We start from the raw sequence: 17,235 nt of genomic DNA on the forward strand, positions 1-17,235 counted from the left end.
CTCCTGGGCGGAATCGGTCGGAGTCCAGCCTATCGCGGGACGGGGCCGGTCGCGCCGGGCCCGTGCGGGGTGGACGGCGGTGATCTTTCGTACACTCGCGGTGTGGAAGCAGTCGTCGAATTGATGTCGCGCACCGGATGTTCGGCGTGTGCCCGCGCCGAAGAGGAACTGCGGGGGATCCTGGCCGACTACGGGCTGGCGATGCAGGTGATCGACGTCGATCGACGTGCACGGGAGGGCGACCCGCTGCCGCGCGCCGAGTACGGCGACCGGCTCCCGGTGGTCGTCCTGAACGGCGTCGAGCACAGTTACTGGGAAGTCGACGAGGGCCGTCTGCGTGCCGACCTGGAGGCCCTGCGGTAGCGGCCGCGGTGTGCGTGCGAGCGTGCATTTGCCTGTGCGCTTGATCTAGCCTGAAAACTGTATGTCCACTCGGCCGACCGGGCCGGGGCTGGAAAGAGGAGCGAGCACCGGCGGGTGGTCGGCGGGCATCGAGGTGTCTCCGGCGACGGCGGGTGGGAGGCGTGTCACTGTGAGTGTCTTGTTGTTCGGCGTGTCCCATCGGAGTGCTCCGGTATCGGTCCTCGAACGACTCGCCGTCTCCGACTTCGACCGCCCGAAGCTGGTCGACGCGCTGTTGTCCTCACGCACCGTCTCGGAGGCCATGCTGGTCTCCACCTGCAACCGAGTCGAGATCTACGCCGTCGTGGACGCTTTTCACCCCGCCCTCGAAGCCGTCGGCAGGGTGATCGGAGACCACAGCGGGCTCTCGGTCGCCGAACTCACCGACCACGCCTATGTGCGGTACTCGGAGGCGGCGGTGGAGCATCTGTTCACCGTGGCCGCGGGTCTTGACTCGATGGTGGTCGGCGAACAGCAGATCCTCGGGCAGATCCGGTCCGCGTACTCCGACGCCGATGACAACCAGTCGGCGGGCAGCACGCTGCACGAGCTGGCGCAGAAGGCGCTCCGGGTCGGCAAACGCGTCCACACGGAGACCGGCATCGACCGCGCAGGCGCCTCGGTGGTCTCGGTGGCCATCCATCGCGCCAAAGCCATCCGGGGCGATCAGGCGCCGATCCGCCGAGCCGTCGTTCTCGGTGCCGGCGCCATGGGGTCGCTGGCGACGAGCCGGCTGGCCGGCGACGGCGTCACCGACATCACCGTCGTCAACCGCACCGCGGCGCGCGCGGACGAGGTCGCCGCGACGGTGGCGGAGAAGTACGGGATCACCGCGCGCGGAGCCACTTTCGACGACATCGCGACGGTGATGGCCGACGCCGACATCGTCGTCACCTGTACCGGTTCGGTGGCCGCGGTGGTCCAGGTGGGCGACGTGCACTCCGCGCTGACTCGACGGACCAACGTGGCACCGCTGATGATCTGCGACCTCGGTCTCCCGCGCGACGTGGATCCAGCCGCGGGCCGGCTGCCCGGCGTGCACATCGTCGACATCGAGGGTCTGCGCGGCGACGACCAGACCCGCGCGGCCGAAGCCGATGCGCTCGCGGCCCGCTCCATCGTCGCGGGCGAGCTGGCCGAGTACCTCGCGGTGCAGCGTCAGGCGGAGGTCACCCCCACCGTCGCCGCACTCCGTCAGCGGGCCGCGGACGTGGTGGAGGCGGAGATCCTGCGACTCCAGAGCCGGTTGCCGGACCTCGACAGTGGCCAGCGCGACGAGGTGGCCAAAGCGGTGCGCCGCGTGGCGGACAAACTGCTGCACGCCCCGACCGTTCGGGTCAAGCAACTCGCGTCGTCCGGTCGCGGTGACCACTACGCGGAGGCACTCCGCGAACTGTTCGAACTCAAGCCCGGGGCGGCCGAGTCCGTCGCGGCTTCCGAGTCGGGCATCGACGAACTGCGCTGACCGCTCCGGTCGGCGCAGGCATCACCACATCCAGCAGAACAGGACGAGTCAATCGTGCAGGATTCCGCCAGCCGGACCATTCGCATCGGGACCCGCGGGTCGCTGTTGGCGACCACGCAGGCGCAGGACATCGCCGACCGGCTCACGGCGGCCGGGCACCCCGCGGAGCTGAAGATCATCAGCACCGCGGGCGATACGTCGACCGCGCCGGTGGCGCAGATCGGCGTCGGCGTCTTCACCACCGCGATCCGGCTGGCGTTGCGCGCCGGCGAATGCGACGTCGCGATCCACTCGTACAAGGATCTGCCCACCGCGCCCGAGGACGATCTCGCCATGGGTGCGGTGCCGACTCGGGTGGATCCCCGAGACGCGCTGGTCAGCCGTGGTGGCATGGTGCTCGGTGAGCTGCCGAGCGGCTCGGTGATCGGCACCTCGTCGCCCCGACGTGCCGCGCAGCTTAGAGCACTGGGTCTCGGTTTGGAAATTCGCCCCCTAAGAGGCAACCTTGATTCTCGGTTGGGCAGAGTCGCGAGCGGTGAGCTGGACGCGATTGTGGTAGCCCGAGCCGGGCTGGTGCGGATCGGCAAGGCCGATGTCGTCACCGAGGCACTTGACCCCTTGGTCATGCTGCCGGCACCGGCACAGGGCGCCCTGGCTGTGGAATGTCGTTCCGACGATGCCGAACTGGTGAGAATTCTCGCCGAGTTGGACGATCCGTCCACCCGCGCAGCGGTCGACGCCGAGCGTGCGGTACTCGCGGCCCTGGAGGCCGGGTGCACCGCGCCGGTCGGTGCGCTTGCCGAGGTGGTCGAATCGATCGACGACGATGGGCGCATCTTCGCCGAACTGTCGCTCCGTGCGGTGGTGGCGGCCGAAGACGGATCCGAAGTGATCCGGGCTTCGGTGGTGGGCCCGGTCGATCGGGCCGCACAACTCGGCAAGGACCTCGCCGCCGAACTGCTCGAGCTCGGTGCCGCCGCACTGGTCCCCAAGGGGGACTAGCCCGCGGCCACGCCGAACCCGCGCAGTAGGAGAACCTTTATCCCGCCGTGGCGGGGTAGGAACGAACTGCAGCCCCGGGGGCGGGGCAGGAGAGTGCGAACGCATGAGCCGTACGAAGAATGCTAATCCCGGCCGGATCCTGTTCGTGGGGTCGGGTCCCGGAAATCCGGATCTGCTTACCGTGCGAGCGCAAAACGTCCTGGTGAACGCGACCTCCGCGTACGTCGATCCCGACGTGCCCGCCGGTGTGCTCGCGGTGATCGGTTCGGCGCACGCCGTGGCCGAGCCCGCGCCGACCAGGGCCGGCCGCAAGGCCGCCGCCGAGCAGGCGTCCGAGGCGCCCGAGGTGACCAAGCCCGCGCTCGGTGATCCCGCGCAGGTCGCCAAGACGCTCGTCGCCGAGGCCAAGACCGGAGTCAACGTCGTTCGCGTGGTCGCGGGCGACCCGATGAGCTCCGACGCCGTTCTCGCCGAGGTCACCGCCGTGGCCCGGACCAGCGTGCCCTTCGAGGTGCTGCCGGGCATTCCGGCGGCCTCCGCCGTCCCGAGCTTCGCCGGCATGCCGCTGGGATCGGGTCACACCGTCGCCGACGTGCGCGGCGACGTCGACTGGGCGGCTCTGGCCGCGGCACCCGGCCCGCTGATCCTGCACGCCACCTCTGGCCACCTCGCCGAACTCGCCAGCGCGCTGACCGAGCACGGTCTCGCGCCGCAGACACCGGTCGCGATCACCGTGAACGGCACCACCTGCGCGCAGCGGACCATCGAGGCGACGCTGGCGACCCTCAACGAGAACGGCAACGCTCTCAACGGCCCCCTGGTGGTCACCGTCGGAAAGATCGTGACCCAGCGGGGCAAGTTCTCGTGGTGGGAGTCGCGGGCGCTGTACGGCTGGACGGTCCTGGTGCCGCGCACCAAGGACCAGGCGGTCGACATGAGCGATCGACTCGTCTCGCACGGAGCCATCCCCAAGGAGGTGCCGACCATCGCGGTGGAGCCGCCGCGCAGCCCGGCGCAGATGGAGCGCGCGGTGAAGGGCCTGGTGGACGGCCGGTACCAGTGGGTCGTGTTCACCTCCACCAACGCTGTTCGCGCCGTCTGGGAGAAGTTCGCCGAGTTCGGTCTGGACGCGCGCGCCTTCTCCGGTGTGAAGATCGCCTGCGTCGGAGAGGGGACCGCGGCGAAGGTCCGCTCGTTCGGTGTGGAGCCGGAACTGCTGCCGACCGGCGAGCAGAGTTCGCTCGGCCTGCTCGAGGTGTTCCCGCCTTACGACGAGGTCTTCGACCCGGTGGACCGCATCCTGCTTCCGCGTGCCGACATCGCCACCGAGACGCTCTCGGAGGGCCTGCGCGATCGCGGTTGGGAGATCGACGACGTGACCGCGTACCGCACCGTGCGCGCCGCACCGCCGCCCGCCGAGACGCGCGAGATGATCAAGACCGGCGGCTTCGACGCGGTCTGCTTCACCTCGAGCTCCACCGTCCGGAACCTGGTCGGCATCGCGGGCAAGCCGCACGCACGGACCATCGTCGCGTGCATCGGTCCCAAGACGGCCGAGACGGCGGTCGAGTTCGGTCTGCGCGTGGACGTGCAGCCCGAGACGGCGTCGATCGTCGATCTGGTCGACGCGCTGGCCGCACACGCCGCACAGCTGCGTGCCGAGGGGGCGTTGCCTCCGCCGCGCAAGAAGTCCCGACGTTCGCGGTCGTGAGGTGAGCTAGCGAGATGACCGGTCCGTTCATCCGCCCGCGCCGGCTGCGGCAGACCCCCGCCATGCGGCGGCTGGTCGCCGAGACCCGGCTGCATCCGTCCCAGCTGGTGCTCCCGATGTTCGTCGCCGACGGCATCGACGAGCCCCGGCCCATCTCCTCGATGCCCGGCGTGGTGCAACACACCGTCGACTCGCTGCGCGCCGCGGCGCACGACGCGGTCGACGCGGGAGTCGGTGGACTCATGCTGTTCGGGGTACCGCGAGCCGAGGACAAGGATGCGACCGGTTCGGCCGGCGACCGCCCCGACGGAGTGCTGAACCGCGGGCTCGAGGCCCTGCGGGCGGACTTCGGCGACGAGACCGTCCTGATGGCCGACACCTGTCTGGACGAGTTCACCGATCACGGACACTGCGGGGTGCTGACCGAGAGCGGTGACGTCGACAACGACGCCACCCTGCGCCGATACGAGTCGCTCGCCGTCGCGCAGGCGCGGGCCGGTGCGCACGTGGTGGGGCCGAGCGGGATGATGGACGGCCAGGTGGCCGCGATCCGCGACGCTCTCGACGCCGAGGGCTTCATCGACACGACCATTCTCGCGTACACAGCCAAGTACGCTTCGGCGTTCTACGGGCCGTTCCGGGAGGCCGTCGATTCATCACTCGTCGGCGACCGCCGCACATATCAGCAGGATCCGGCGAACCGGCTGGAGTCCGCGCGCGAACTGCTCGCCGACCTCGAAGAGGGCGCCGACATGGTGATGGTCAAACCCGCCATGAGCTACCTCGACATCGTCCGGGACGTCGCCGACCGGACCGACGCGCCCGTCGCCGCGTACCAAGTCAGCGGTGAGTACGCGATGATCGCCGCGGCCGCCGAGCGCGGCTGGATCGACTTCGACGCGGCCATCGACGAATCGGTGCTGTCGATCGCCCGCGCCGGTGCGTCGATCGTGCTGACGTACGCCGCGCCCGAGGTGGCGCGTCGACTCGCCCGCCGGTGATTAGGCTGGAGTCATGACCGCTCCTGGACTGCCGACTGCGGACCCGACCGCGCCACCGCGACGACCGGAGACGATCCGGCTGGCGGTGCAGCTGTGGGTGGCTGTGATCGTCTTCCAGATCGTCGCCGTCGCGTCGCGATTCAACGTCCTCAAGGCAAGCTACGAGAAGCAGGCCCGAGAACTCAGCGACCGGATGAACGAGCCGTCGCTGACCGAGAACATGGGCGTGACCGTGCTCGTCGGGATCGTGGTCATCGTGGTACTGCTGACCGCCGTCGCCGCGCTGTTGATGTGGTTCACCTACTCGGGCCGGACCTGGGCCCGACTGCTCCTCGGCTGGGTGAGCGCGTTCCTGACCGTCGAACTGGTCTTCGCGGTGATCGGTCTGTTCGTCGACACCCAGGGCGGTTCGGATCTGCCGGAGGCACCCGCGTGGGGAATGGTTCCGACCATTCTCGGCGGTGTCTGCGCCGTGGGCGCCCTCGCTGCGCTGATGCACCGCGACAGTGCGGCGTTCTGCCGTGAGGTCGCTGCATACCGTTCCCGCAACCGGCAGAATGGCGCCCGATGATTGACATTCCTTCTCGACGGAGGCCGGAGCGGCCCGATCCCAAGGATCGGCCGGCGCTGGTGGTGTGGGCCCTGCGCCTGTGGATGATCTCGGGTGCCCTGCTGATCGCGCTGGGCGTGCTGGGAGTGATCGCCGACGCGATCAAGCTCGGTTTCGATTTCGGGGTCCTGGCGATCGACGTGCTGGTGATGCTGCTCGGCCTCGCCTACTTCCTGCTGGGCGCCAAGACCTATCGGGGAGCGGTGCAGTGGCGGTCGTCGCTGTCGGCTCTGACGTGCGTGGTGGTCGCGATGCTCCTGCCGTTGACCATCGGCTTCCAGAGCGGTGGTCTGGCCCTGGTGCTGGCATCGGCGGTGGTGGGTCTGTTCGGCTCGGTGCTCGCGTACCGTCCGCAGGCCGACCGTTGGTTCAAATGTCGACTCGGTGACTGCCCCGAGCCCGATTCACCCGAGTCCGCTCCCTCCGCGCCCGATTCGCCCGGAGACGGTCGTCCCGGTGAGTGAGGACGCCGCACCGGACCGGAGCGAGGACCACCGGGAGCCGGGCGCCACGCTGCTCCGCGAGCCCGGCGGCAGTTGGTGGGTGGTCGCGATCGGGCCGGTGCTGATCGTCGCGACCCTCGTCATGGAGATCCTGGGCAAGGGACGCATCCACTGGGAGGTGCTCACCATCTTCGGTGTGGTCCTCGTCGGTTTCTCCCTGCTCCAGGTGGTCGCGGCGCGACAGCACGTGTCGATGCACCTGACCGAGACCACCCTTCGCGAGGGCACGGAGACCATCGACATCGCCGACATCGTCAAGATCTTCCCGGAGAACAACGGCGTAGAGCCGCAGGACTGGGAGAGCGCGCCGGCGCTCGGCGAACTGCACGCCGTGCCGCGCCGCCGGAAGGGGATCGGCCTGCGGCTGGCAGACGGCCGGCTGGTCCAGGCCTGGGCCCGCGACGTCGACCGTCTGCGAACCGAACTGACCGAGGCTCATCTGGCCGTCAAGATGGGTCTGCCACCGAAGGGGAACCGGTAACTCTTGGCTGTGACACCGACGCTGCGGGGAGCGCTGGTATCGGCATCGGTGGCCGTGGTGGCGCTCGTCGCCATCGTCGCCGGTGCCGTGTGGATGATCGATGCGACGCCCCATGACCATCCCGAGCCGGCAGCGCCTGCGATGCGCCCCGCACTCGTGCATCTGGGCGACAGCTACGCCTCCGGTGCGGGCACGTCGCCGCTGGTGGAGGATTCCCCGCTGATGTGCCAGCGGTCGGCGGTCAACTTCGGCGAGACGGTCGGGCGGATGCGCGGCCTGAAGGTCACCGACGTCTCGTGCGCGGGCGCGACCACCGACGATCTGAGCGCCTCGCAGTACGACGGGGTGGCTCCGCAACTCGACGCACTGGGACCGGACACCGCATACGTGACGGTGATGATCGGAGGCAACGACTCCGCCCTGTTCACCACGCTGGTGGGCGAATGCACCCGGCTGGCCCAGGACGATCCGACCGGAGCACCGTGCCGGAGCGCGCTCGGCAGGCGACCGTTCCGAGAGATCTCGGCCGGGACCGGACCGGCCGTCGCGGCAGGTCTGCGGGAGATCCGCAGCAGGGCGTCCCGGGCGGAGGTCTTCATCGTCGGCTATCCGTGGTTGATGCCGGAGAAGACCACCTGCCGGCCGGCCGTCGGTATCGCCGACGGCGACGCCGAGTACGTCCACCGGGTCGAGGCCGCGCTGAACGGCGCGATCGCCACGGCCGCGCGGGAGACCGGTGCGACGTACATCGACATGGCCGCCCGTTCGATCGGTCACGAGGCGTGCAGCCCGCGGGGCATGCGATGGATCGAGCCGCAGATCGGCGCCGATTCGCCGATCGTCATGCATCCCAATGAAGCCGGTCAGCGCGCGATCGCGGATGCCGTCGCGCAGCACATCCGCTAGCGCGGCGTGCCTGAGGCCCCTTTAGCGCACCAACCTGGGAATATGCTCAGAACCGGCACTGCGGTGTGACGGAGTAGGCAGCGATTGGGCCGAGCGGCTCTGATTTGGAACACTGGAGGCCATGGCCGCACCTCTCGACGATCCCGTGCAGAACACCGCCGTCAGCGCACAACTGTTCAAACGGGCGTCGCAGGCGGTTCCCGGAGGAGTGAACTCGCCGGTCCGCGCCTTTTCGTCGGTCGGCGGCGATCCGCGTTTCATCACGCGAGCGCAGGGCTGGAAGCTCACCGACGCCGACGGGAACGACTACGTCGACCTCATCTGCTCGTGGGGACCGATGATCCTGGGTCACGCGCATCCGGCGGTCGTCGAGGCGGTGCGAGAGGCCGCCCGGACGGGTCTGTCGTTCGGCGCGCCGACCGTCGGTGAGATCGAGTTGGCGGAGGAGATCATCGACCGAGTCGATCCGGTCGCGCGCGTCCGGCTGGTCAACTCCGGCACCGAGGCGACGATGTCCGCGGTCCGGCTGGCGCGCGGGTTCACCGGCCGCGCCAAGATCGTCAAATTCGCCGGCTGCTACCACGGGCATGTCGACGCCCTGCTGGCCGACGCCGGCTCGGGTGTCGCCACGCTCGGCCTGCCGACCTCGCCGGGCGTCACCGGAGCCGCCGCGCACGACACGCTCGTCCTGCCGTACAACGATCTCGCCGCCGTGGAACGGGCGTTCGCCGAGCACGGTCCCGACATCGCCGCCGTCATCACCGAGGCCGCCGCTGGCAACATGGGCGCCGTCGCGCCGGTCGCCGGGTTCAACGAAGGGCTGCGGCGCGTGACCGCCGACAACGGCGCGCTGCTCATCATGGACGAGGTGATGACCGGCTTCCGCGTGAGCCCGGCCGGTCACTACGGTCTCGACGGTGTGGCCGCCGACCTCTACACCTTCGGCAAGGTGATGAGCGGAGGGCTGCCCGCTGCCGCGTTCGGCGGTCGGTCGGAGGTGATGGACCACCTGGCTCCCATCGGCCCCGTGTACCAGGCTGGGACGTTGTCCGGCAACCCGGTGGCGGTCGCCGCCGGTCTCGCCACCCTGCGCAATGCGACCGCCGATGTGTACGCCGCACTCGACGCCAACGCCGACCGTCTCGCGACGATGATCGGCGACGCCCTCACCGAGGCGGGCGTGGCGCACCGGGTCCAGAAGGCCGGGAACCTGTTCAGCGTCTTCTTCACCGATCCCGACGACCCGGCCGATACGCCGATCGTCGATTACGACGGCGTCAAGGCCACCCAGACCTGGCGCTTCGCACCGTTCTTCCACGCATTGCTCGCGCGCGGCGTCTACCCGCCGCCGAGTGCCTTCGAAGCGTGGTTCGTATCCGCAGCGCTCGACGACGAGGCCTTCTCGATCATCGCCGACGCACTGCCGGCCGCCGCGGCTGCCGCGGCCGCCGCGAGCAATCCCGGGGAGGGAGTCCGATGAAGACGATCGTCCACCTGATGCGCCACGGCGAGGTGCACAATCCCGAGGGCATCCTCTACGGCCGTCTCCCCGGCTACCGGCTGTCGGACACGGGCCGGGCCCAGGCTCAGCTGGTGGCCGATACGCTGGCCGACCATGACATCACCCATGTCTTCGCGTCGCCTCTGCAGCGGGCGCAGGAGACGGCGACGCCGATCGCGAAGGCTCACGGCCTCGAGATCACGACGGTCACCGATCTGATCGAGGCAGACAATCAGTTCGAGGGTCTGAAGGTCTCGGTCGGCGACGGCGCGCTCAGCAAGCCACGGCACTGGCTCAAGCTGCGGGACCCGTTCACCCCGTCGTGGGGTGAGCCGTACATCCAGATCGCACACCGCATGCTGGCCGCGGCCAGCACGGCGCGTGACGCGGCGCGCGGACACGAGGCGATCTGTGTGAGCCACCAGCTGCCCGTGTACACGCTGCGCCGCTTCCTCGAAGGCCAGCGCCTCTGGCACGACCCGCGGGTGCGGCAGTGCTCCCTGGCCTCGCTGACCACGCTCATCTACGACGACGACGCCCTGGTCGACATCGTCTACTCGGAGCCGGCCGGCGAATCGGACCCCCGGGTCACGGGAGCATGACCGGCGGTCGGGCGAGGCCGGGCCGGCGGACCGCCGCCGCACTGTGCGCGGTCATCGCCGCGGCGGGCCTTCTCGCGGGATGCAGCACCGGCGACGACGCGGTCGCGACGGAGAACGGCAATCAGTTCGTCTCTCCGGGCGGTAAGACCGTCATCGAATACGACCAGGGTTCGCGCCGTGACATCGGCGATGTCAGCGGCGAGGATCTGACGGGCGACGGCACCGTGAAGTTCTCGGACTTCAAGGACAAGGTGATGGTCGTCAACGTCTGGGCGTCCTGGTGCCCGCCGTGCCGTACCGAGTTCCGCGACTTGGAGAAGGTGTACGACGAGACCAAGGACCGCGGTGTTCAGTTCGTCGGCATCAACTTCCGGGACTCACGGTCGAGCGCGCAGGACTTCGTGACCGATCGCAAGGTCCCGTACCCCTCGATCTACGACTACGGCGGCGCCAGCCTGGCCGCGCTCGGCGTCCCGGTGGGAGTGGTGCCGACGACGGTGATCCTGGACCGGCAGCACCGCCCGGCCAAGGTCTACTTGCGTGCGATCACCGAGGACGAACTGCGTGATGCGGTCGTCAAGGTGGCCGAGGAAGGTCCGGCGCCGCAATGACCGAGACTCACCTGGCCGATCTGGGCGCCTCCTTCGCCGGAACGGTCACCAGCGGCCCGCTGCTGCTCGCGCTCGGGGTGTGCATTCTGGTCGGCCTGATCTCGTTCGCCTCTCCGTGCGTGGTGCCGCTGGTCCCCGGATACCTCTCGTACCTCGCCGGGCTGGTCGGCGCCGAGGCACCGGCGGTGAGGGCCGACGAGGACCGCAAGGCCGGACGCTGGCGCGTGGTGGGGGCGGCCGGGCTCTTCGTCCTCGGCTTCACCATCGTGTACGTGCTGGCCACCGCCGCGCTCTTCGGCGTCACCTCGGTGTTCCTGGACACCGACCGGCTGCAGCTGATGCAGCGCATCGGCGGCGTGTTCACCATCGTCATGGGCCTGGTGTTCATCGGCATGATCCCGTTCCTGCAGCGTGACAAGCGGATGACGCCGCGCCGCTACTCCGGCGTCATCGGCGCCCCGATCCTCGGCGCGGTGTTCGCGGTCGGCTGGATCCCGTGCAGCAGTGCGACGCTCGGCGCCGTGATCGGCGTCGCGATGAGCACCGACGGCAACACCCCGGTCCGCGGTGCGCTGATGGTGGCCGCGTACTGCTTCGGACTCGGCATCCCGTTCATCGTTCTGGCCTTCTCCTCGGCCTGGGCGGTCCGCAGCCTCGGCTTCGTCCGCAGGCACGCGCGGACCATCCAGATCATCGGCGGAGTACTGCTGATCGTCGTCGGCGTGATGCTGGTGGGCGGCTGGTGGAACGAGTTCGTGGACTGGATCCGGATGTCCCTGATCACTGACGTGGAGCTGCCCGTATGACCCAGCCCGTCCGACCGTCCGTCCTCTCGCGGTTCGTCGTCGCCCCGCTGCGCAAGACCTGGCGCGGACTGACCTCGATGCGTACCGCGCTCGCGCTGCTGTTCCTGCTGGCGCTGGCCGCGATCCCGGGGGCGCTGCTCCCGCAGCGCGACCTCAACGAGCAGAAGACGCTCAAGTACATCGCCGATCACGGCACGCTCGGCACCTGGATGGACCGCCTGCAGCTGTTCGAGGTGTTCTCCTCGGCCTGGTTCACGGCGATCTACCTGCTGCTGTTCATCTCGCTGGTCGGCTGCCTCACGCCGCGCACCTGGGAGCACTACAAGGCGCTGCGGACCCGGCCGGTCAAGGCCCCGCGGAACCTCGCCCGGATGCCCCGGCACATCACCGAGACCGTCGACGGCGAGCCCGCCGAGGTGGCCGATCGGATCACCTCGAATCTGCGCGGCTGGCGGACCGAGGTCCGCACCGTCGAGCCGTCGGCGCGGTACCCGAAGGGTGCGGTGGAGGTCTCCGCGGAGAAGGGCTACCTGCGCGAGTTCGGCAACCTGGTGTTCCATTTCGCGCTGTTGGCGCTGCTGGTCACGATCGCCGTCGGCAAGCTCTTCGGGTACGAGGGCAGCCGAACGCTGGTCGCCGACGGCGACCAGGTGCTCTGCAACACCTCGACCGCCGTATACGACTCGTTCCGGTCCGGATCGATGGTCGACGGGACCGGGCTCAAGCCCTTCTGCATCCGCATCGACCACTTCGAGGCCAAGTTCCTGCCCAGCGGGCAGCCCGACATGTACGACGCCACGATGGCGTACACGACCGATGTGACGGCTCCGCCGAACACTTGGCCGACGACGTCCGTCCAGGTCAACAAGCCGCTGAGGATCGCAGGCGACCGCGTGTACGTGCTCGGCAACGGATTCGCTCCGACGTTCACCGTCACCTTCCCGAACGGCCAGACCAGGACCGAGACCACGCCGTTCATCCCGCAGTCGACGCAGACCATGCTGTCGGAGGGCGCGGTGCGGTTCGACACCCCGGCGGGCCTGTATCCCGACGAGGACGAGCGCCGCAAGCACCAGGTCGCGATCGAGGGGCTGTTCGCCCCCGACGCGGTGTTCCCGCACGCGAACCTGCTCGACTCGGTCTCGCCGGTTCCGAACAAGCCCGCGGTCGCCATTCGCGTGTACCAGGGTGACACCGGACTGGACACCGGCCGTCCGCAGAACGTTTACTCGCTGGACCAGACCCTGATCGATCAGGGCCGGCTCAAGCAGAAGGCGTCGGTGAACCTGTCGCAGGGGGCGGACACCGTTCTCCCCGACGGCACTCGGGTGCGGTTCGACGGCTACCAGCGCTGGGTGTCGGTTCAGGTCTCGCACAATCCGGCGCAGACCGGCGTGCTGATCTCCGCGATCGTGATGGTCGCGGGCCTGGTGGTCTCGCTCATGATCCGGCGCAGGCGTATCTGGGCTCGGATCGTGCCTGGTGCCGACGGCGATGAACGACGTACTGTAGTAGAAGTGGCCGGCCTGGCCAGGACCGACCAGGCGGGTTGGGGCGACGGATTCGAAGAGCAGGCTCGCGGACTGCTCAAGACGGATGCGCCGAAGAACCGGGCCAAGCTCTGATGGCTCCGGTGTGGGATGAGATGAGGAAGCGTTCATGAACGACGACGCCGGCTACGTCAACGAGACACTGGCCCGTTACTCGGACTGGCTCTACGCCACCAGCATCACCGTGTACGTGATCGCCATGCTGATGTTCCTCGGAGCGCTGGCGGCGGCACGGTACGCGAAACTGGACGAACGCCGTGAGGAACTCGTCGGTGCGAGCGTCGGGGGATCCTCGTCCGACGACCGGATGCCCGGACGTGTCGCCGGACCCGCGCCGCGGCGGTCGCTCGGCGATCGGCTCGCCGCCATGGCCTACCCCGTGGTGTGGGTCGGGTTCCTGGCGCACCTCGGATCGATCGTGCTGCGCGGCATGGCGACCGATCGTGCGCCCTGGGGCAACATGTACGAGTTCATCTCGTTGACCTGCGTCGCCTGTGTCGGTGCCGGTCTGGTGGTGCTCCGCCGGAAGGAGTCGCGGCCGCTGCTGAGCTTCGTCCTCATCCCGGTGGTCCTGCTGATGTTCATCGCGGGCCGCTATCTGTACACGCAGGCCGCGCCCGTGGTGCCCGCGCTCAAGTCGTACTGGCTGGCGATCCACGTCTCGATCATCTCGATCTCCTCGGGCGTGCTGCTGGTGGCCGGTGTGGCCAGCATCCTGTACCTGGTGAAGAACCGATGGCCCGCAGTCGGGAGCGAGGCAGACGAGCTCGCCACCGGTGTCGGCGCGTCGCTGCGCCGGCTGCTCGATCATCTGCCGAGCGCCGACGCGCTCGACCGCACCGCGTACAAGTGCACCGTGATCGGATTCCCGCTCTTCGGTCTCGGCATCATCTTCGGTGCCATCTGGGCCGAGGCCTCGTGGGGCCGCTTCTGGGGCTGGGACCCGAAGGAGACGGTGTCGTTCATCGCGTGGGTGATCTACGCGGCCTACCTGCACGCTCGCGCGACGGCCGGATGGCGCAACGCCTCCGCGTGGATCAACGTCGCCGGCTTCGTGGCCCTGCTGTTCAACTTGTTCGCGATCAACCTGGTCGTGTCCGGACTGCACTCCTACGCCGGACTGTAGGAATACTCCGGACTGTAGGAACAGCGCCCGTCAGGATCAGCGTTCGTCGAGCCTGCGCAGGAAGTCCGGGTCGTCGTCCGGTCCGCGGGGGACGCTGGACCGGTCGGAACGACCGGTCTGGTCCTGCATCCGGGACTCGACCAGCCGCCACGACAGGTAGGCGGCGACGATCACGACCAGGACTACGAACAAATACGGCACGACCGCACTACCTCCTGACGCACGACCACTGCGCGCACGCGCGTGGAATCGCTGTCAGCCAGGCTACCGGAGAAAGAGCGATGCCCGGTCCGGGCATCGGCCCGAACCGGGCATCCCGAAGGACGTTCCGGCCTCGCGAGGTCAGGAGCGGTTCAGGAGCTCCACGACGTCGGCCTCGCGGAAACGACGGTGACCGCCCGGGGTGCGAATCGACTTGAGCACGCCGGACGAGGCCCAGCGGGCCACCGTCTTCGGGTTCACGTTGAACATCGCGGCGACCTGACCGGGCGTCAGGTTGTGCTGCGTCGCGAGAGCGGGGGTGATCATCCCGGTGTCGGCGGAGTTGTCGGCGAGTGCAGTCATCAGGTTCTCCTAGTCCTAGCTGGGCTTCGGTCACTGCGTTTCGGTAACACGGGCGCGTACGCCGCTAGACACCACAAGTACACGCATTTGTGCTGGTTGCTCGAACAGTCAGGCGTTGGTAAAGAGTCCGTAATGTCTGATGGGCCTCGATTCTTCGCCTTGCCCACGCTGCCCGATCGTGTCGTACGAACGGTGTATTCGCAGGTAGGCGCGCGACGCCAGTACCCTGGCTGTATGACAGATGAACGAGAAGACTCCGGCACCGCCGGGTCGAAGCCCCCTGCGACCATGACGACGTTGGCCGGAGCGGTGGCGCTGTACACGATCGCCCGGCTCGCACTCGTCGTCGTCATCGCGCTGGTGATCATCTTCGGCGCCAAGATCGTCGGAGTCGAGGTGCCGGTACTCGTCGCGGCGGTCTTCGCGGTGCTGATCGCGCTGCCCCTGGGCATGGTCGTCTTCAAGTCGCTTCGCCTCCGGGTGAACGATCAGATCGCTCGAGTCGATGAGCAGCGGGCGGCGCAGCGCACCGACCTGCAGGCTCGGCTGCGCGGCGAGGACTGACGGTACGACGTGGCGACTCGGGTTGTGGAGCGGACGTACGACCGCAGTTGGACCAGCCGGGCGGTACGGACCATCGAAGCGGATGCGCGGCGCAGCGCGGACACACATCTGCTGAAGGTGGACCTGCCGGACTGGGCGGCGCGCGGCGACGGCATCGACCTCTATCTGAAGGACGAGTCCACGCATCCGACCGGATCGCTCAAGCACCGGCTGGCGCGGTCACTGTTCCTCTACGCCCTCTGCAACGGCTGGATTCACGAGGGCACCACCGTCATCGAGGCATCCTCGGGTTCCACCGCGGTGTCGGAGGCGTACTTCGCGAAGCTGATCGGCGTCCCGTTCATCGCGGTGATGGTGAGCGGCACCTCGCCCGCGAAGACGCGGCTCATCGAGGCCGAGGGCGGGATCTGTCACTTCGTCGACTCGCCCTCGGAGATCTACAGCGTCGCCCAGCGACTCGAGCGCGAACTCGGCGGCCACTTCATCGACCAGTTCACGATGGCCGAGCGGGCCACCGACTGGCGGGGCAACAACAACATCGCCGAATCGGTGTTCGCACAGATGGAGGCCGAACGCCATCGGATTCCGGAGTGGATCGTCGTCGGCGCGGGCACGGGCGGCACGTCGGCGACCTTCGGCCGGTACCTGCGCTACCGGCAGCACCCCACGCGGCTGTGCGTGGTGGACGTGGAGAACTCCGTCTTCCTGCCCGCATACGAGACCGGCGACGGAACCCTCACCTCACCGGGGGCCTCGCGGATCGAGGGCATCGGCCGCCCGCGAGTCGAGCCGTCGTTCGTCTCGCAGGTGATCGACCGGATGATCGCCGTTCCCGACGCGGCCTCGATCGCGGCGATGCGCTTCCTCAGCGACCGTCTCGGCCGCCGGGTCGGCGGATCCACCGGCACCAACTTCTGGGGTGTCTGCTCGCTCATCGGTGAGATGACCGGAAAGGGCCGCTCCGGCAGCGTCGTGTCGCTGCTGTGCGACAGCGGCGACCGCTACGATCACACCTACTTCAACGACGACTGGGTGGCCGAGCAGCGGCTCGACCTCGGCCCGCCGACGGCGGCTCTCGAGCGGTTCTTCGAGACCGGAGTGTGGTCGGCCGGCTGACGTCGCGGAGTCCTGCGGAGGGAGGCGATCGTGGCCGTCGTCGAGGCGTCGGGACTGGTTCGCGAGTACCGGATGGGCACGGAGGTGGTCCGCGCCCTCGACGGGGCGTCGCTGACCCTGGACGGCGGGCAGTTCGTCTCGGTGGTCGGCCCCTCGGGAGCGGGCAAGTCCACGCTCCTGCACATCATCGGCGCGCTCGACACCCCGACCTCCGGCACCATCCGCGTGGACGGTACCGATCTGGCGGCGCTCGGCGACGACGAGGCCTCCGAGTTCAGGCGACGGCGGGTCGGGTTCATCTTCCAGTTCTTCAACCTCGTCCCCACGCTGACCGCGTGGGAGAACGTGGCACTCCCGATGCTCCTCGACTCGAAGTCGTTGCGGAAGGCGCGTCCGCGTGCCGAGGAACTGCTCGGCCGAGTGGGTCTGGGCGGGCGAGTGAACCACCGTCCGTCGGAGCTCTCGGGCGGCCAGATGCAACGGGTGGCGATCGCACGGTCGCTCATGATGGGTCCCAAGATCCTGCTGGCCGACGAACCGACCGGCAACCTCGATTCGCGCACCGGCGCCGAGGTGCTCGATCTGCTCGCGTCCGTGGCGCACGACGAACCCGACCGCCTGGTGTTGATGGTGACCCACGACGAGAACGCCGCCGCGGTCTCCGATCGGATCGTCACCGTCCGCGACGGCAGGATAGACGGGCGGCCCGCCTGA

Annotated in this window: 20 protein-coding genes; 18 read left to right on the top strand and 2 right to left on the bottom strand. The window is 68.8% G+C overall.

What is annotated here, in order from left to right:
• Window positions 1-123: 123 nt before the first annotated feature.
• From P5P27_RS01585 to ccsB, 15 genes are all read left to right on the top strand, one after another.
• A complete protein-coding gene (locus P5P27_RS01585) occupies window positions 124-363 on the top strand; it encodes a glutaredoxin family protein (protein WP_006894302.1) in 240 nt (79 codons plus the stop codon).
• Between the two features lie 169 nt (window positions 364-532).
• Complete coding sequence (locus P5P27_RS01590) at window positions 533-1,867, top strand: glutamyl-tRNA reductase (protein ID WP_006894303.1); 1,335 nt, start codon at window positions 533-535, stop codon at window positions 1,865-1,867.
• 54 nt (window positions 1,868-1,921) lie between these two features.
• Window positions 1,922-2,869 (top strand): hydroxymethylbilane synthase, encoded by a 948-nt coding sequence (gene hemC, locus P5P27_RS01595; RefSeq protein WP_006894304.1) that lies wholly within the window; start codon window positions 1,922-1,924, stop codon window positions 2,867-2,869.
• A gap of 103 nt (window positions 2,870-2,972) precedes the next feature.
• Window positions 2,973-4,580 (top strand): bifunctional uroporphyrinogen-III C-methyltransferase/uroporphyrinogen-III synthase, encoded by a 1,608-nt coding sequence (locus tag P5P27_RS01600; RefSeq protein WP_006894305.1) that lies wholly within the window; start codon window positions 2,973-2,975, stop codon window positions 4,578-4,580.
• A 14-nt stretch (window positions 4,581-4,594) separates the two neighbouring features.
• Window positions 4,595-5,581, top strand: coding sequence for a porphobilinogen synthase (gene hemB, locus P5P27_RS01605; protein WP_006894306.1), 987 nt, complete (start codon window positions 4,595-4,597; stop codon window positions 5,579-5,581).
• 13 nt (window positions 5,582-5,594) lie between these two features.
• Window positions 5,595-6,152 (top strand): hypothetical protein, encoded by a 558-nt coding sequence (locus tag P5P27_RS01610; protein ID WP_006894307.1) that lies wholly within the window; start codon window positions 5,595-5,597, stop codon window positions 6,150-6,152.
• Complete coding sequence (locus P5P27_RS01615) at window positions 6,149-6,655, top strand: hypothetical protein (protein WP_006894308.1); 507 nt, start codon at window positions 6,149-6,151, stop codon at window positions 6,653-6,655. Before P5P27_RS01610 ends, P5P27_RS01615 begins: the two co-directional genes overlap by 4 nt.
• Window positions 6,648-7,175, top strand: coding sequence for a hypothetical protein (locus tag P5P27_RS01620; protein ID WP_006894309.1), 528 nt, complete (start codon window positions 6,648-6,650; stop codon window positions 7,173-7,175). Before P5P27_RS01615 ends, P5P27_RS01620 begins: the two co-directional genes overlap by 8 nt.
• Window positions 7,176-7,184: 9 nt before the next feature.
• The gene (locus P5P27_RS01625) at window positions 7,185-8,081 is read left to right on the top strand and encodes an SGNH/GDSL hydrolase family protein (RefSeq protein WP_278127401.1); all 897 of its coding nucleotides are present in this window, start codon (window positions 7,185-7,187) and stop codon (window positions 8,079-8,081) included.
• A gap of 121 nt (window positions 8,082-8,202) precedes the next feature.
• Window positions 8,203-9,561, top strand: coding sequence for a glutamate-1-semialdehyde 2,1-aminomutase (hemL, locus tag P5P27_RS01630; RefSeq protein ID WP_006894311.1), 1,359 nt, complete (start codon window positions 8,203-8,205; stop codon window positions 9,559-9,561).
• Complete coding sequence (locus tag P5P27_RS01635) at window positions 9,558-10,184, top strand: histidine phosphatase family protein (RefSeq protein ID WP_006894312.1); 627 nt, start codon at window positions 9,558-9,560, stop codon at window positions 10,182-10,184. Before hemL ends, P5P27_RS01635 begins: the two co-directional genes overlap by 4 nt.
• Window positions 10,181-10,795: a TlpA family protein disulfide reductase gene (locus tag P5P27_RS01640; RefSeq protein WP_006894313.1), complete on the top strand. Its 615-nt coding sequence runs from the start codon at window positions 10,181-10,183 to the stop codon at window positions 10,793-10,795. The genes P5P27_RS01635 and P5P27_RS01640 overlap by 4 nt, the downstream gene beginning before the upstream one ends.
• The gene (locus P5P27_RS01645) at window positions 10,792-11,601 is read left to right on the top strand and encodes a cytochrome c biogenesis CcdA family protein (protein WP_006894314.1); all 810 of its coding nucleotides are present in this window, start codon (window positions 10,792-10,794) and stop codon (window positions 11,599-11,601) included. The genes P5P27_RS01640 and P5P27_RS01645 overlap by 4 nt, the downstream gene beginning before the upstream one ends.
• Window positions 11,598-13,226: a cytochrome c biogenesis protein ResB gene (gene resB, locus P5P27_RS01650; protein WP_062366318.1), complete on the top strand. Its 1,629-nt coding sequence runs from the start codon at window positions 11,598-11,600 to the stop codon at window positions 13,224-13,226. The genes P5P27_RS01645 and resB overlap by 4 nt, the downstream gene beginning before the upstream one ends.
• 34 nt (window positions 13,227-13,260) lie before the next feature.
• Window positions 13,261-14,277, top strand: coding sequence for a c-type cytochrome biogenesis protein CcsB (gene ccsB, locus P5P27_RS01655; protein WP_006894316.1), 1,017 nt, complete (start codon window positions 13,261-13,263; stop codon window positions 14,275-14,277).
• A 36-nt stretch (window positions 14,278-14,313) separates the two neighbouring features.
• Here ccsB and P5P27_RS01660 read toward each other — a convergent pair whose 3' ends face one another.
• Entirely contained in the window at window positions 14,314-14,478 is a 165-nt protein-coding gene (locus tag P5P27_RS01660; protein WP_006894317.1) for a hypothetical protein, read from the bottom strand.
• 141 nt (window positions 14,479-14,619) lie between these two features.
• Window positions 14,620-14,841, bottom strand: coding sequence for a BldC family transcriptional regulator (locus tag P5P27_RS01665; protein WP_006894318.1), 222 nt, complete (start codon window positions 14,839-14,841; stop codon window positions 14,620-14,622).
• A gap of 234 nt (window positions 14,842-15,075) precedes the next feature.
• Between P5P27_RS01665 and P5P27_RS01670 the strand changes: the two genes are divergently transcribed.
• From P5P27_RS01670 to P5P27_RS01680, 3 genes are read left to right on the top strand one after another with little or no spacing between them, the layout of a single operon-like run.
• Window positions 15,076-15,405 (top strand): DUF4229 domain-containing protein, encoded by a 330-nt coding sequence (locus P5P27_RS01670; protein ID WP_039866578.1) that lies wholly within the window; start codon window positions 15,076-15,078, stop codon window positions 15,403-15,405.
• Between the two features lie 9 nt (window positions 15,406-15,414).
• Window positions 15,415-16,521 carry an L-cysteine desulfhydrase Cds1 gene (gene cds1, locus P5P27_RS01675; protein ID WP_006894320.1) on the top strand — a complete coding sequence of 369 codons (1,107 nt, stop codon included), beginning with the start codon at window positions 15,415-15,417 and terminating at the stop codon, window positions 16,519-16,521.
• A 30-nt stretch (window positions 16,522-16,551) separates the two neighbouring features.
• Window positions 16,552-17,235, top strand: a complete 684-nt coding sequence (locus tag P5P27_RS01680; protein ID WP_006894322.1) for an ABC transporter ATP-binding protein — start codon at window positions 16,552-16,554, stop codon at window positions 17,233-17,235.

Source organism: Gordonia sihwensis, from assembly GCF_029632925.1.
In the GTDB taxonomy this organism is placed as follows: domain Bacteria; phylum Actinomycetota; class Actinomycetes; order Mycobacteriales; family Mycobacteriaceae; genus Gordonia; species Gordonia sihwensis.

Excerpts from the sequence above, each read along its gene's own strand:
- P5P27_RS01585 (WP_006894302.1), top strand. The coding sequence starts at position 124 with ATGTCGCGCACCGGATGTTCGGCGTGTGCCCGCGCCGAAGAGGAACTG.
- P5P27_RS01600 (WP_006894305.1), top strand. The coding sequence starts at position 2,973 with ATGAGCCGTACGAAGAATGCTAATCCCGGCCGGATCCTGTTCGTGGGG.
- hemB (WP_006894306.1), top strand. The coding sequence starts at position 4,595 with ATGACCGGTCCGTTCATCCGCCCGCGCCGGCTGCGGCAGACCCCCGCC.
- P5P27_RS01610 (WP_006894307.1), top strand. The coding sequence starts at position 5,595 with ATGACCGCTCCTGGACTGCCGACTGCGGACCCGACCGCGCCACCGCGA.
- P5P27_RS01615 (WP_006894308.1), top strand. The coding sequence starts at position 6,149 with ATGATTGACATTCCTTCTCGACGGAGGCCGGAGCGGCCCGATCCCAAG.
- hemL (WP_006894311.1), top strand. The coding sequence starts at position 8,203 with ATGGCCGCACCTCTCGACGATCCCGTGCAGAACACCGCCGTCAGCGCA.
- P5P27_RS01635 (WP_006894312.1), top strand. The coding sequence starts at position 9,558 with ATGAAGACGATCGTCCACCTGATGCGCCACGGCGAGGTGCACAATCCC.
- P5P27_RS01640 (WP_006894313.1), top strand. The coding sequence starts at position 10,181 with ATGACCGGCGGTCGGGCGAGGCCGGGCCGGCGGACCGCCGCCGCACTG.
- P5P27_RS01645 (WP_006894314.1), top strand. The coding sequence starts at position 10,792 with ATGACCGAGACTCACCTGGCCGATCTGGGCGCCTCCTTCGCCGGAACG.
- resB (WP_062366318.1), top strand. The coding sequence starts at position 11,598 with ATGACCCAGCCCGTCCGACCGTCCGTCCTCTCGCGGTTCGTCGTCGCC.
- ccsB (WP_006894316.1), top strand. The coding sequence starts at position 13,261 with ATGAACGACGACGCCGGCTACGTCAACGAGACACTGGCCCGTTACTCG.
- P5P27_RS01665 (WP_006894318.1), bottom strand. The coding sequence starts at position 14,841 with ATGACTGCACTCGCCGACAACTCCGCCGACACCGGGATGATCACCCCC.
- P5P27_RS01670 (WP_039866578.1), top strand. The coding sequence starts at position 15,076 with ATGACAGATGAACGAGAAGACTCCGGCACCGCCGGGTCGAAGCCCCCT.